Below are 13,068 nucleotides of genomic sequence, written 5' to 3' on the forward strand. Positions count from 1 at the left end.
CCGGTACCCTCGTGAGCGTGCCGTCACTGTTCCGCCGCAAGCCCGACCTCGCAGAAGAAGAGGAGGAGGTCGTAGAGACCTCCGCCGACGAGGAGACCGAGGCCGCCCGCCCGAAGGGCTACACGCCGAGCAAGAAGGAGCTCGGCGTCGAGACGCCCAAGCGCGCCAGCTCCAATCGGCGCCGGGCGGTCGAGCCCGCGCCGGCCAACCGCCGCGAGGCGTACAAGAAGATGCGGGAGAAGCAGCGCGCCGAGCGCGCGGAGGCGTCGGCCGGCATGCGGGCCGGTGACGAGCGCTACCTGCTCGCGCGCGACCGCGGCCCCGAGCGGCTGCTGGCGCGCAACGTCGTCGACTCGCGGCGCACGGTGGGCACCTGGTTCTTCGGTGGCGCGCTGGTCGTGCTGATCGGCTCGTCGGGCGCGATGCCGCCGGCCATCCGCCTGGTGTCCAACCTGCTCTGGGCCGCCCTGGCGCTCGGCGTCATCGTCGACTCGGTGCTGATCTCCCGCAAGGTCAAGCGGCTGGTCCGCGAGCGCTTCCCGAAGTCGACCCAGCGCATGGGCTCGCTCTACCTCTACGCGATCACCCGCTCGATCACCTTCCGGCGGATGCGCATGCCGAAGCCCAAGGTGCAGATCGGCGACGCGGTCTGAGACGGTGGCGTTCGCCGGTTTTCCCGCTGAGGCCTTCGCGTTCTACGAAGGGCTCGAGGCTGACAACTCGAAGACCTACTGGACCGCGCACAAGGACGTGTACGACACCTGCGTGCGCGGGCCGATGAGCGAGATGGCGGCGGAGCTGGCGGGTGTGGTACGCGCCGAGCCAAAGGTCTTCCGGCCGCACCGCGATGTGCGCTTCTCCAAGGACAAGTCGCCCTACAAGACCCATCAGGGCGCGTTCTTCGAGGTAGCCAGCGGTGTCGGCTACTACCTGCACATCGACGCCGAGGGCCTGTTTACGGCGGCCGGGTTCTACGCGCACACACGGGAGCAGACGGTCCGCTTTCGGGCCGCGGTCGACGCCCCCGCCACGGGTATCGAGCTGGAGAAGATCGTCCGGACGCTCACCCGCCACGGCTTCACCCCCGGCGGTGACCGGGTGCGCACGCGTCCGCGCGGCTGCCCGCCCGACCACCCGCGCCTGGAGCTGATGCGCCACGAGGCACTGACCGCCGGGCGGCGCCACGCCGCGGGCCCGGAGCTGGAGGGGCGCGCCTCCTACGACCTCGTCCGCACCGACTGGCGGCGCCTGCGCCCGCTCGTCGACTGGGTGGAGGCCAACGTCGGCCCGTTCGAGGCCGAGTAGGCGCGCCCGCCAAGACTCTGCTGGCTGCGCTCGCTCCGCTCGCCGCCGCCCCGGGCAGCCGGATCGGTCCGCCCTCGTCGCGTACGGACCTCGCCGGCTCCGGGGCGTTGTGCTCGGACGGCCAGCCGCGCGCACCGCTCCCGCCGCGGGCGCCGCGGGCCGGCCGCCCGAGGCTCGGGTGATGCCGGGCACGCAACAGCGCCGTGTGTTGACGCGCAGCACCGTGGCGAGCGCGGACGCGGCCGACCAGTGCCGGGCTCGGGTGGCGGGCTGGCCGCCCCGGAGCGCGACCCGCCAGTGATGCCCGGCCCGCACCGCGCGCGGCAGGCGCGCGTAGACCACCTGGCGCACCGCCGGGTCGGCGAACGCGTAGTCCGCGCCGGCCACCGGCACCAGCAGGTCGCCGAGCCGCGCCAGCGCCTCGCGCGCCGTGGCCGGCTCGTCGCCGAGCAGCATGGCGAGCGCCTCCGCCGAGATCGCGTCGCCGAGGATCGAGGCGGCACCGAGGACCCTGCGGTCGCGCTCGTCGAGCCGGCCGAGGCGGGCGGAGGCGATGCCGCGCACGCGCGGGGGCATCGGCGGCTCCCCCGCGTCGGGCCAGCCGTCGGCGGCGACCGCGCGGGTGTACTCCACGGCGTAGCCGGGAATGCCGCCGCAGAGCGGGGCGAGGCGGCCGGCCAGCTGGCGCGGCAGGCCGGCGCGGTCGAGCAGATGCCGCAGCAGCCGGCCGCTGCCGGCGGCGCCGAGCGGCTCCAGCACCACCGCCAGTGCCGTCCCGGCGGCGGCCCGGCCGGCGTCGGCGGCGGCCAGCGGCCCGAGCCCCACCGCTGGCGCCCTTTCGGCGGCGGCCAGCGGCCCGAGCGCCACCGCTGGCACCATTTCGGCGGCGGCCCGGTCGGTGACCACGACCGCCAGCGGCAGCGGGCCGAGCCGGGCCGGGAGCTCCGCCGCGAACGTGCGGGTCGCCGGGTCGGACAGGTGCAGGTCGTCGAGGAGCAGCGCGAGCGGCCGGCGCGCGGCGGCACCGCGGAACACGGCCAGGAGCGCGCTCTCCACCGCGCGGTCGGGACCGGACGTGCCGGTGCCGGCGAGCAACGTGGACAGTCCACGTAGGACGGTCGGCAGGTCGGCCGGCGCCACCAGGTCGGCCGCCCAGGCCCGCAGGCGGCGGCGCGTTTCGGCCGGTCCGCTGGCCTCGCCCACTCCGGCCTGGCGGCGGACCAGGTCGGCCAGCGGCGAGTACCGCCCGCCGCACGGGGTGCCGTATCCCACCCACCACCGCGCACCGGCCGCGGCCAGCGCCTCGCGGGCCAGGCGGGACTTGCCGACGCCGGCGGGACCGGTGACCCGGACGAGCGCGGGCGCCCGCCCGGCGAGCGCGCCGGCGACCGCATCGGCCGCTGTGGACAGCTCGGTGTCGCGGCCGACGAGCGGGATGTCACGGTCGGGCGCCGCCGGCGGCACCGGCGAAAGGGCGCGCCACACGTCGACCGGGACGGGCTTGCCGGCCGGGGTGATCGCGGGCAGCGGCGCGTAGCGCATCCACGGCCCGGTGGCGCCCCGCGTCGCGGCCGTGACCACGACGGTGCCGGGCGCGGCGTGGGTCTGCACCCGGGCGGCGGTGTTGACGACGTCGCCGCAGACCAGCGCCTGTCCCCCGTCTCGCACCGCGGCCAGGTCGACGACCACCTCCCCGGTGGCGACACCGACCCGCGCCCGCACCGGCGTGCCGTCGGGGCAGGCGAGGCCGGCGAGCTCGCGCTGCACGTGCAGGCCGGCGAGCACCGCCCGGTACGCGTCGTACTCGTCGGAGTCGGTCGCGCCGAAGACGACGAGGACCGCGTCGCCGACGTACTTCTCCACCACGCCGCGCCAGCGGTGGACGGCTCGGGTGACACGGCTGAAGTAATCCCGCTGGAGGGCGCGCACATCCTCCGGATCGAGCCGGCTGGCGAGGCGGGTGAAGCCGACCAGATCCACGAAGAGAACGCTCACCCAGCGGCGCTCGTCCCGGGCGGCCGGCGAGACGGCGGCCGGGGAGCGGGATGCCGGTGTGCGGTCGCCAAGGGACCACGTCATGTGAATCATGATTGGCCCGATGGCGTCCCGAATCGAAGGTACCCATGTCCCAAACCGCGTGGCCGGACGGCGCCAATAACTCACCGTATCAGCGGCGGCTTTTCCGACTCAGCCTTCGATTCCGGCGTCGCGGGCGCGGAGGGCGGCCTGCACGCGACTGTCCACGCCGAGCTTTTCGAACACTGCCGTGAGGTAGTTACGGACCGTCTTCTCGTTGAGCCCCATGCCCCGGCCGATCTCGGCGTTGGTGGCGCCCCGCACCAGGCCGGCGAGGATCTTCCGCTCCTGCCCGGTCAGCTTGTCGAACGGGGGTGGCAGCTGGGTCGGCGTGCCCTGGAGCGTGGTCAGCACCTCGGGCCCGACCTTCGGACCGAGCACCACGCCGCCGTCGGCCACGGTGCGGAGCGCGTCGACGATCGTGTCGGGCTCGGTGTCCTTGAGCACGTATCCCCGCGCGCCGGCCTTCAGCGCGCGGGCCACCCGGTCCTTGTCGTCGTACAGCGTGACGATGAGCACCCGGACGCCGGGGCAGAGGCTCACGATGCGCCGCGTCGCCTCGATGCCGTCGCCGTCGGGAAGGTTGATGTCCATCGCCACGACCTGTGCCTTGGTGCTCACCGCCGCGCGCACGGCCTCGTCCACAGTGGCCGCCTCGGCCACGCTCGCCACCCACTCCTCGTCTTCGAGCATCGCCCGGAGCCCGCGCCGCACCACAGGGTGGTCGTCGACGATCAGCACCCGGCAACGTGGCAGCACGTTTCACCTCGGCGTCAAGGGCGGCAATTGGCCGCCCGCATGTTAACGCCGGGAAAGCCGGAATGCGTACCCTCAAAGGGACGAATCACCAGGCTTTCGGGCGAGACGCCCCAACGGGATCGGCAGCTGCACGCGCACGGCCGTGCCACGCGGCTCGCCCGGCCGGACCACACATTCGCCGCCCAGCTCGGCCGCGCGCTCCCGCATGGACTCCAGGCCGACGCCGAAGTGGCCGTTGCCGGCGGACACGATCCCGACACCGTCGTCGACGACGTCGATGCTCAGCGCGCGGTCGGCGTCGACGGTGATGCGGCAGCTCTCCGCCCTGGCGTGCTTGGCCACATTGGTCAGTGCCTCGCTGACGATGCGGTACGCCGCCACCTCGATCGCCGCAGGCAGCCCGTCGAGATGCGTGGCCACGTGCAGGTCGATGGTGAGCGAAGGGCTGTGGAAGCGCTGGCACTGCGCGCGCAGCGCGGCCTCCAGCCCGCGGTCGAGCTCGGCCGGCCGGTGCAGGTGGTCGAGCAGCTGGCGCACCTCGGACCGGCACATCTGGAGGTCGGAGGTCATGTCTTCGAGGATGCGGCGCACCCGCTCCGGCTCGCCCGCCGCCTTGCGGGCCGCCCGCATCTGCATGCCGATGCCGGTGAGCGCGGGGCCCACGCCGTCGTGCAGGTCGCGGCGCAGCCGCTTGCGCTCCTCCTCACGGGCGGTGATGAGCCGCTCGCGGGAGTCCTGGAGGTCGCGGATGAGCCGGGTCGCCTCGGTCACCGCCGCGAAGTACTGCGCCACGTCGCCGAGCAGCCGCCGCTCCCGCTGGGTGAACCGGTCGCCCACACGCCGGGTCGCCACGAGCAGCTGGCCGAGCGGCTCGCCGCGCGCCACCATGTCGAACTCTTCCAGCCGCGTGCCGGTGCGGCCGTGCTCGGCCACCAGCCGCGGTCCGTCCGGAGTAGACACCCGCACCGCCACGTACGGCACGCGGAGTGAACCGGCGATCGCGCTGGTCAGTAGCGGCAGCATCGCGTCCGGGTCGGTGGTCGTGCCGTGCAGGTCGCCGAGGTTGACGATCACCTGGTACGGGTCGTCGCGCTCGCCGTAGAGCAGGCGGTCGACGACGCGCTGCACCCGGCGGCGTACCGGCTCGAAGGCCACCGCGATCATGCCGGTGGCGACCAGCGAGGCGTTCGAGGTGCTCCCGCGCATCACCAGGTCGCGCAGGATCGCGACGATCGCCACGAACCCGCCGATCAGCAGGAGCGTCATCAGCAGCCACACGACCGAGCGGTTGATCACGCGGTCGAGGTCGTACAGCCGGAACTTCAGCACCGCGACGGTCATCGCGAGCGGCACCACGGCCGCGGTGAGCGCCCAGGCCCCGGCCAGGCCGAAGCCCTCCAGCACGAGCCCGACCGGGAAGAGCACCACGGCCGGCAGGAGGCAGGCCAGCTGCTGGCGGGTCTCGCCGGTGGCGCGGCGCCACCGCGACACGAGCGAGGCCACCACCGCGACGAGGCCGGCGCCGATGGCCAGGACGGCGACCTTGGCGGTGGCGTCGAGCGCCTTGCCCAGGCTGTCCAGCGGGACATCCGGCGTGGTGACGAGGTCGCGCGGGTGGTCGAGCGCGGCGACCGCGAGTGCCACCGCCGCGACGGCCGCGGCACCCGCGATCCCGATCGCCACGGCCCGCCACCGCGGCGAGGGCAGGTGCCCGTCCGGGAAGTACAGCAAGGAGAGCACGACGAGCCCCAGCGGCGGCACGCCCGACCACTGGGTGAACCACGCGAGCGGCACCCACCCGGCCCAGCTCGCCGCCAGGAGCGACGCGCACGCGAACGCTCCGGCGGCGAACATCAGCCGGCCCACCGCGTGCCTCGGCGCACCGGCGAGCACGAACGCGCCGAGCGGCGCGAACACCGCCGCGATGCCCACGGTCAGCAGGACCGACCGCAGCGGTATCGCCCGGTCGTCGACCAACTGTCCAATGAGTACGAGAAGTACGACCGCGACCCCAGCGGCAGCAGCGGCCCACCGCGGCTTTCGCAGCGCACTCATCACGCCTCCTACACTTCCGTTCCGCCCGCTCCGTCCGCTCCGTCGGCGAAGGCGCGGTCAGTGGGCCCAGAAGTTGTGCCACCAGCCGCCGTCGTGCCGCGGCTGGATGGGTCCGGCGTTAGCGTACGAGTGCGAGAAGATCGGTTCGAGTAGCACGTAGCAGTCGGGCAGGCTCCGCCCCTCGAGGACCGCGAGATGGCTGAGCGCCTCGTCGCGCGTCACCTTCGGCTCGTGGCGGGCGATCCGGCTGTCGACGCTGCTGGCCAGGTTGGCCCGGGTGGTGTAGAGCCGCTGCTGCACACCGGTCGCGTTCGGCGCGGAGCCGGAGTCCTTCAGGCCGGTCAGCGCCCCCGTGTCGCTGAGCACCGGCACGAGCTTGCGCCCCTGCACGTCGAAGAACTCGATCCCCTTGAGCTGGTCGGGCTTGACCTCCCGGGTCTCCACGAGGCTCTGCACATCCCGGTAGACGTGCACCATCGCGTTGTTGGTGGCGACCACGAAGAGTGGACCGCCGGATGCCTGCTTCGGTGCGTTCATGATGCGCTCCTCCCGTTCGGTGAGAACCGTCCAGAGGAGACTGAGTCCCGCGCCGTCCTACGCGCCCCCGACAAACGTCCCGCGACTTGCGGGACGCCCCTTTTCCGTGTTGATCAGGGACTTGGTGGGCGTGTCCTACGGCGCGTCGCGACACCAAGTCCCTGATCAACTTGCGCGGGGTTAGGGGACACCGGCCAGGCGGAGCAGCGCGGCCGTTGCCGCCGCCGCCACCACGACCACGACGAAGGGGGCCTTGAGCCAGGCCAGCAGCGCGCCCACCGCCACGCCCAACGGGCGCGCGACGCCGGCGAAGCCGCCGGACTCGGTGAGTGCCGCCGTGCCGGCGAGTGCGGCCAGCAGTGCCGCGGCCGCGAGTGGGAGCATCCGCCGAAGCGGCGCGGGCAGGTCGAGCCGGTCGTGCAGCACCACGCCGGCGACGCGGAAGCCGTAGGTGCCGACGGCCAGCGCCACGATCACCGCGATCAGCATGCGGGTTTCCTTCGCATCAGCAGCAGGCCGCTCAGGGCGAGCAGCACGGGCAGCCCGGCCGGCAGCAGGGGCGTCATCGCGACCGCGACGAGCGCGCCGGCCAGCGCGACGTTTCGGGTCTCCCGGTCGCGCAGCGACGGCAGCAGCAGCGCGATCAGGCCGGCCGGGAACGCCGCGTCGAGCCCCAGCGCGTCCGTGTCGCCGACCGCCTCGCCCAGCAGCACGCCGAGCACGCCGCCGACGTTCCAGCTCACGAAGAGGGTGGCGCCGGTCAGCCAGTACGCCCGGCGCCGCGCGCCCGGGTCGGCCTGCGCCATCGTGAACGCCACCGACTCGTCGATCAGGATGTGGCTGCCGATCAGCCGGCGGCGCCAGCCGGTGCCGACCGCGTCCGCCACGGCCAGGCCGAAGGGAAGGTGGCGGGCGTTCAGCAGCAGACCGGCGAAGACGGCCGCGAACGGGTTGCCGGCCGCGATGAGGCCGACCGCCATGAACTGGGAGCCGCCGGCGAAGACCACGACCGACATGGTGATGACCGCCCAGGCCGGCAGCCCGGCGGCGATCGCGATCGCACCGAACGACATGCCGACCGCGAACACGGCCAGCCCGATCGCGCCGACATCCCGAGCCAGGGAGCTGTCTGCTGTTCGTTCTGCCGTACGCATAGTACAAAATAGTGAACACACGAACCCGTGTTCGTCAAGTCGAACGGATCGGATGATGGACCGAACAGCGCCCCCGCTCGCCACGATCGCCGCCGCGCTACGCCGCGAACGGGAGAAAGCCGGCATCTCGCTTACCGAGCTGGCCCGCCGCGCCGGGATCGCCAAGTCGACGCTCTCCCAGCTCGAAGCGGGCTCGGGTAACCCCAGCGTGGAGACGCTCTGGTCGCTCGGGGTGGCTCTCGGGGTGCCGTTCAGCCGGCTCGTCGAGCCGCCCACCCCGGCGGTGCGGGTGATCCGCGCCGGCGAGGCGCCCGGCGTCCGGTCCGAGCAGGCCGACTTCACCGGCATCCTGCTCTCGGTCGGCTCGCGCCACGCGCGGCGGGACATCTACCTGGTGGAGCTCGACCCGGGCGCGCTGCGCAAGGCGGAGGCGCACATCCCGGGCAGCGTGGAGCACATGATCGTGGCCCGCGGCCGGGTGCGCACCGGCCCGGCCGCCGAGCCGGTCGAGCTGCGTCCCGGCGACTACGCCGCCTTCCCGGGTGACGTCGAGCACGTGTACGAGGCGCTGGAGCCCGACACGCTCGTCGTGCTCGTCATGGAGCACCCGGACTGAGCGCCCCGTGGTCAGAGGACCTTTGATCACGGGGCGCTGAGGTACAGCTTCGTGACGACCTCTTCGATGTCCGGCTCGACGATCGTGAAGTCGCGGAGGGTGGGCAGGCCGGCCAGGCGGGCGATCACCGGCGCGACCGGACCGTCCACTGTGAACACCAAGCGCCGCCCGTCGGCCTCCACCGCCGCATCCTCCGGCGGCTGGCCGACCGGCTCGTCAAGGTCGACCACGATCCGGCGGCGCGAGCCGTAGCGGGCGTGCAGCGCCTCGATGCTCCCGTCGTGCACCACGCGGCCGTGGTCGATCACGACGAGCCGCCGGCAGAGCCGCTCGATGTCCGCGAGGTCGTGCGTGGTGAGCACCAGCGTGACGTCGCCACCCGCGCCCAGGTCGGCCAGGAACGAACGCACCGCCTGCTTGCTCACCACGTCGAGCCCGATCGTCGGCTCGTCCAGGAAGAGCACCTCCGGACCGTGCAGCAGCGCGGCGGTGAGCTCGCCGCGCATCCGCTGTCCCAGTGACAGCTGGCGCACCGGCGTGTCGACGAACTCGTCGAGGTCGAGCAGCCCGCGGCAGCGGCGCAGCCGGGCGGCGTGCTCGGCGGCGGGTACCCGGAAGATGTGGCGCAGCAGGTCGAACGAGTCGCGCAGCGGCAGGTCCCACCACAGCTGCGAGCGCTGGCCGAAGACCACGCCGATCCGCCGCGCCAGCCGGGTGCGCTGCGGCACCGGGACCAGCCCGCACACCCGCGCCTCCCCCGCCGAGGGCATCAGGATGCCGGTCAACATCTTGAGGGTGGTCGACTTGCCGGCGCCGTTGGGCCCGATGTAGCCGAGCATCTCGCCCCGCTCGACCCGCAGATCCACCCCGTCGACGGCGGCGACCACCCGTTTCTCCCGGCGCAGCCGCCCGGCCTTGACCCTTACCGTGAACTCCTTGCGCAGCCCGCGCGCCTCGATGACGACCGTCATGACCCCGTACTCCGGTAGTGCCTGATGCCGAACCGCCACACGGCGGCGGCCGCGAGCGCCGCGACCACGGCGACCGATGGCGCCGCGTATCCCACCCAGCCCGGCAGGCCCAGCGGGTCGGGCCGGCCGAGGAGCGCCAGCGCCGGGTAGTAGGAGACGAAGGCGAAGCCCATGCCGTACGCCAGGATGCGCCGAAACCATCCACTGTAGACAGTGATCGGGTACGACGTGAAGTCGCGCCCGCCGTAGGTGAACGCGTTGCCGATCTCTCCCGTGTCGATCCACCAGAACGCGACCGCCGCGCTCACCACGAAGATCGCGGCGAAGAACACCACGCCGGCCAGCGGGGCGACCACCACGAGCGCCACCCGTGCGGGCGTCCAGTCGATGCCGGCCATGGACGCGGCGACGGCGAGCACCCCCGTGCCGAAGACGGACCGTGAGATCTTGCGCAGCGGCAGGTCCATGAGCAGCAACTGGGGCAGCGCGCCGAGCGGGCGCACGAGCACCGCGTCGAGCATCCCGGTGCGCACGTAGAACTTGATCCGCTCGATGTTGCCCACCACGAGGTCGGCGGTGGCGAACGCGCACGACGACAACCCCACCACCAGCAGCGCCTCGCGGAGCGTGAAGCCGCCGACGGTACGGCTCACCCGGAAAAGCACCAGGACGGTCACCACGTCCATCACCGTCGCGAAGACGTTCGTGCTCAGCTCCAGCACGAACGAGGCGCGGTACGACGCGAGCGAACGGGCCTGGCCGCGCAGCAGCGCCGTGTACGGCCGCAGGTCAACCACCCTGGATCACCAGCTTCCGCTCGGCCAGCCGCTGCACGCGGCCGCACCCGGCCAGCAGCAGCACCACCCACACCGCCTGGAGCGCCACGAGACCGGCCTGCGTCGCCGGCGGGTCCCGTTCCACGAGGACGTCCAGCGGCGTCTGTAGCAGGCTCGGGAACGGCGTGCCCACCCACAGCGCCACGGCGAGCCAGTCCGGCAGGAAGCGCAGCGGGAAGTACAGCCCGGCCAGCACGCCCGAGCCGAGCGTCCAGGCGATCATCGGCCCGCGCACGTCGTGCAGCCAGTACGCGGAGGCGTTGATCAGGTAGCGGCAGCCGAAGCAGGCCACCACGGCGAGGAACGTGGAGACGGCGAAGAGCGGCCCGGTGATCCACCGCCCGGGCAGGTACATGTCGAAGAAGATCAGCCCGGTCACCACCGGCGGGAAGAGGCGGGTGAGCACGGCGTGGCCGGCCCGCCCAAGGTCCGCCGCCAGGTAGCTGAGCACCGGGTCGACCGGCCGCAGCAGGTCGCTGGCCACGTCACCGGTGCGGATGCGGTCGGCCAGCTCGGTCCAGCCCCAGAGGAGGATCACGGCCAGCAGGCCCTGCCCGGCCCAGACGAAGGTGGCCAGCTGCGCCCGGTCGTACCCGCCGGCCAAGCCCTGTGCGGTGGCGTCCGCGACGGCTAGCAGCACGTAGCAGCGGAGGAAGCCGAAGACCGTGTTCGTGAACGCGCCGGCGAGCGTGGCCATGCGGTAGGTCGAGTACCGCCGGAAGCCCGATCCGGTTATGGCGGCAAATGTCCGAAAGGACACGACAACGTTTTGATGTACCCACCGGGCGCCAGTGGCGTTGACCGAATCCACGCCGATACCCTCTTTCACGACCGCACAGCACCCGAGCCGGGAGACTCTACCGAGTACGTGCGGGGGCACAGCGATACATTTTCCGACGAGGTGAGATCGGCCGTGAGCGAAGCCACGACGGGCTCGCGGCCGAGCATGACCACCAAACCGGGCTTTCACCTCCCTCGGGAGGTGACGTGAGCGAGGATTTCATCGGATACCGGCGCGGCCCGGACGAGCCCTCGTGGGTCAACGAGCAGACCGACGAGTGGGAGGCTCTCCACCCCAGCCTGCGCTACCCCGGTGACACAGGTCGCGACCAGTTGCCGGAAGACACCGACGACCTGGCTCCGCGCCGCCGCTCGAGCACCGGTAGCCGCGGGTCCGCCTCGGTGCCGCCCGTGTCCGGCGCCGGCGTGTACCCGGCGAGCGCCCGCCCCGCCGACCAGCCCGTGGCCAAGCCGATCTCGGCCGAGGATCGCGGCCTGCCCGTGTCACCGCCCAGCGGCGGCGGCAGCGGCATCCGGTGGACCCCCACGCCCGCCCCGGGCCGCCGCCCCGCCGCCGCCCGCGGTCGCGGCGAGCCCACCGGCCCCGGCAAGGACCCGCGCGGCGACCGCGGCCCGGCGGCACCCGGAGACCCCCGCGACCCGCAGCGCGGCCGCGGCGGCCAGGACGAGCGCCGGGCCGACCCGGCAGCCGCCCGCGGCGCGCCCGAGCAGGACCCGCGATATGGCCCCGGCCGCCGCGACGACCGCTATCCCGGATCCGTCCCCCGCGGCGACGAGGGATGGGGCACGCCCGGCCGCACCCCCGGCGACCCCCTGGACGAACGCTGGCCCGCCGACGCCCGCGGCGGCCCAGCCGGCCGCGATGGCTGGGCCGCCGAGGAAGGCTGGGGCGGCCAGGACACCCGCCCGGTCTCCCCCGCCCGCGAAGGCCGCGGCGCCCCAGGCCGCGGCAGCGCGCCCGTCCCCGGCGGCCACGCCGCGGGCCCCGGAGCAGGCGGCGGCCGCGGAGCAGCACCAGGCCCCGGTGGCCGCGGGAGCGCGCCAGGCCCAGGCAGCCACGGCGGTGGCCCAGGCCCAGGCGGACCCGGCGGCGGCGCCCCAGGTCCAGGCGGATACGGCGGCGCCCCAGGTCCAGGCGGTCACGGCGGCGGACCAGGTCCAGGCGGTCACGGCGGCGGACCGGGTGCGGGTGGTCCCGGCGCGGGTGGACGCGCCGCGCCCGGAGACCGGCGGCCAGCCATGCCACCCCCGGGCGAACGCTGGGGCGACGGCGCCCCGGTCCCCGGCGGACGCGGCCGCTCCGACGAACGCTGGGCCGACCCCGCGGCCGGACCAGGCGGACGCGGCACCCCCGACGAACGCTGGGCCGCTGACCGCCGGCGGCCGGCGGCGCACGAGGGCTGGGCCAACGAACCGACCGGCGGCCGACCGACCACCGGGCCGCGCGACGGCCGCCCCGGCTGGGAGGGCCGGCCTGGCGACGGACGCCCGGAGTGGGACGGCGGCCCAGCGGCCGGCCGCGCGGTGCCGCCCGGGCGCGCCCAGCCACCGGGCCCCGGCCGCGGGCAGCCGGGCACGTACGAGCAGCCCGGCGGATACGAGCAGCCTGCCGCGTATGGACAGCCTGGAGGGTTCGACCAGCCAGGCGGCTACGACCGACCCGCGGCGCACGGGCCCGCGACGGGCCGCGGGCAGGGGCGCGCCCAGCCGGCGGCGGGACGCGCGCAACCAGCCGCGGGCCGGGCCCAGCCTGGGCGCGGCCAGCCACCTGGCTACGGCCAGCCGCCACCCGGCCCGGGGCCAGGCCACGGCGGGGCACCCAGCCACGGCCAGGCACCGAGTCAGGGGCCAGGTCAGGGCCACGGCCAGGCACCGGTCCAGGGCCACGGCCAGGCGCCAGGCCAAGGGCCGGGTCAAGGCCACGGCCAGGGGCCGGGTCAGGGCCAGGTACGAGGCCA

Annotated in this window: 12 protein-coding genes and 1 pseudogene; 3 read left to right on the forward strand and 10 right to left on the reverse strand. The window is 74.1% G+C overall.

Features of this window, described 5'->3' with window-relative positions; genetic code table 11:
• Positions 1-17 precede the first annotated feature (17 nt).
• Positions 18-653 carry a DUF3043 domain-containing protein gene (locus ACTMTJ_RS32765; RefSeq protein ID WP_441222519.1) on the forward strand — a complete coding sequence of 212 codons (636 nt, stop codon included), beginning with the start codon at positions 18-20 and terminating at the stop codon, positions 651-653.
• A 4-nt stretch (positions 654-657) separates the two neighbouring features.
• On the forward strand, positions 658-1,305 hold the full coding sequence (locus tag ACTMTJ_RS32770; protein WP_441222645.1) for a DUF2461 domain-containing protein: 648 nt from the start codon (positions 658-660) through the stop codon (positions 1,303-1,305).
• A gap of 915 nt (positions 1,306-2,220) precedes the next feature.
• Here ACTMTJ_RS32770 and ACTMTJ_RS32775 read toward each other — a convergent pair.
• From ACTMTJ_RS32775 to ACTMTJ_RS32800, 6 genes and pseudogenes are all read right to left on the reverse strand, one after another.
• Positions 2,221-3,393, reverse strand: a pseudogene (locus tag ACTMTJ_RS32775) (AAA family ATPase); the annotation flags it as partial.
• A 99-nt stretch (positions 3,394-3,492) separates the two neighbouring features.
• Complete coding sequence (locus ACTMTJ_RS32780; protein WP_441222520.1) at positions 3,493-4,140, reverse strand: response regulator transcription factor; 648 nt, start codon at positions 4,138-4,140, stop codon at positions 3,493-3,495.
• 72 nt (positions 4,141-4,212) lie between these two features.
• Positions 4,213-6,195: a sensor histidine kinase gene (locus ACTMTJ_RS32785; RefSeq protein WP_441222521.1), complete on the reverse strand. Its 1,983-nt coding sequence runs from the start codon at positions 6,193-6,195 to the stop codon at positions 4,213-4,215.
• A 57-nt stretch (positions 6,196-6,252) separates the two neighbouring features.
• On the reverse strand, positions 6,253-6,732 hold the full coding sequence (locus tag ACTMTJ_RS32790; protein WP_441222522.1) for a hypothetical protein: 480 nt from the start codon (positions 6,730-6,732) through the stop codon (positions 6,253-6,255).
• 180 nt (positions 6,733-6,912) lie between these two features.
• The gene (locus tag ACTMTJ_RS32795) at positions 6,913-7,221 is read right to left on the reverse strand and encodes an AzlD domain-containing protein (RefSeq protein WP_441222523.1); all 309 of its coding nucleotides are present in this window, start codon (positions 7,219-7,221) and stop codon (positions 6,913-6,915) included.
• Entirely contained in the window at positions 7,215-7,886 is a 672-nt protein-coding gene (locus ACTMTJ_RS32800) for an AzlC family ABC transporter permease (RefSeq protein ID WP_441222524.1), read from the reverse strand. The genes ACTMTJ_RS32795 and ACTMTJ_RS32800 overlap by 7 nt, the downstream gene beginning before the upstream one ends.
• Before the next feature lie 55 nt (positions 7,887-7,941).
• On the opposite strand from ACTMTJ_RS32800, the gene ACTMTJ_RS32805 reads away from it, so the two are divergent.
• A complete protein-coding gene (locus ACTMTJ_RS32805) occupies positions 7,942-8,502 on the forward strand; it encodes a helix-turn-helix domain-containing protein (RefSeq protein ID WP_441222525.1) in 561 nt (186 codons plus the stop codon).
• Between the two features lie 26 nt (positions 8,503-8,528).
• Here the strand turns inward: ACTMTJ_RS32805 and ACTMTJ_RS32810 are convergent, their stop codons facing one another.
• The 4 genes from ACTMTJ_RS32810 to ACTMTJ_RS32825 all read right to left on the reverse strand — a co-directional run bounded on the left by ACTMTJ_RS32810 (position 8,529) and on the right by ACTMTJ_RS32825 (position 12,919).
• Positions 8,529-9,473: an ABC transporter ATP-binding protein gene (locus tag ACTMTJ_RS32810; RefSeq protein WP_441222526.1), complete on the reverse strand. Its 945-nt coding sequence runs from the start codon at positions 9,471-9,473 to the stop codon at positions 8,529-8,531.
• A complete protein-coding gene (locus ACTMTJ_RS32815) occupies positions 9,470-10,270 on the reverse strand; it encodes an ABC transporter permease (protein WP_441222527.1) in 801 nt (266 codons plus the stop codon). The genes ACTMTJ_RS32810 and ACTMTJ_RS32815 overlap by 4 nt, the downstream gene beginning before the upstream one ends.
• Positions 10,263-11,120: an ABC transporter permease gene (locus tag ACTMTJ_RS32820; RefSeq protein ID WP_441222646.1), complete on the reverse strand. Its 858-nt coding sequence runs from the start codon at positions 11,118-11,120 to the stop codon at positions 10,263-10,265. The genes ACTMTJ_RS32815 and ACTMTJ_RS32820 overlap by 8 nt, the downstream gene beginning before the upstream one ends.
• Positions 11,121-11,593: 473 nt before the next feature.
• On the reverse strand, positions 11,594-12,919 hold the full coding sequence (locus ACTMTJ_RS32825) for a hypothetical protein (RefSeq protein WP_441222528.1): 1,326 nt from the start codon (positions 12,917-12,919) through the stop codon (positions 11,594-11,596).
• Positions 12,920-13,068 lie beyond the last annotated feature (149 nt).

It is taken from the genome of Phytohabitans sp. LJ34 (assembly GCF_052068095.1).
Taxonomy (GTDB): domain Bacteria; phylum Actinomycetota; class Actinomycetes; order Mycobacteriales; family Micromonosporaceae; genus Phytohabitans.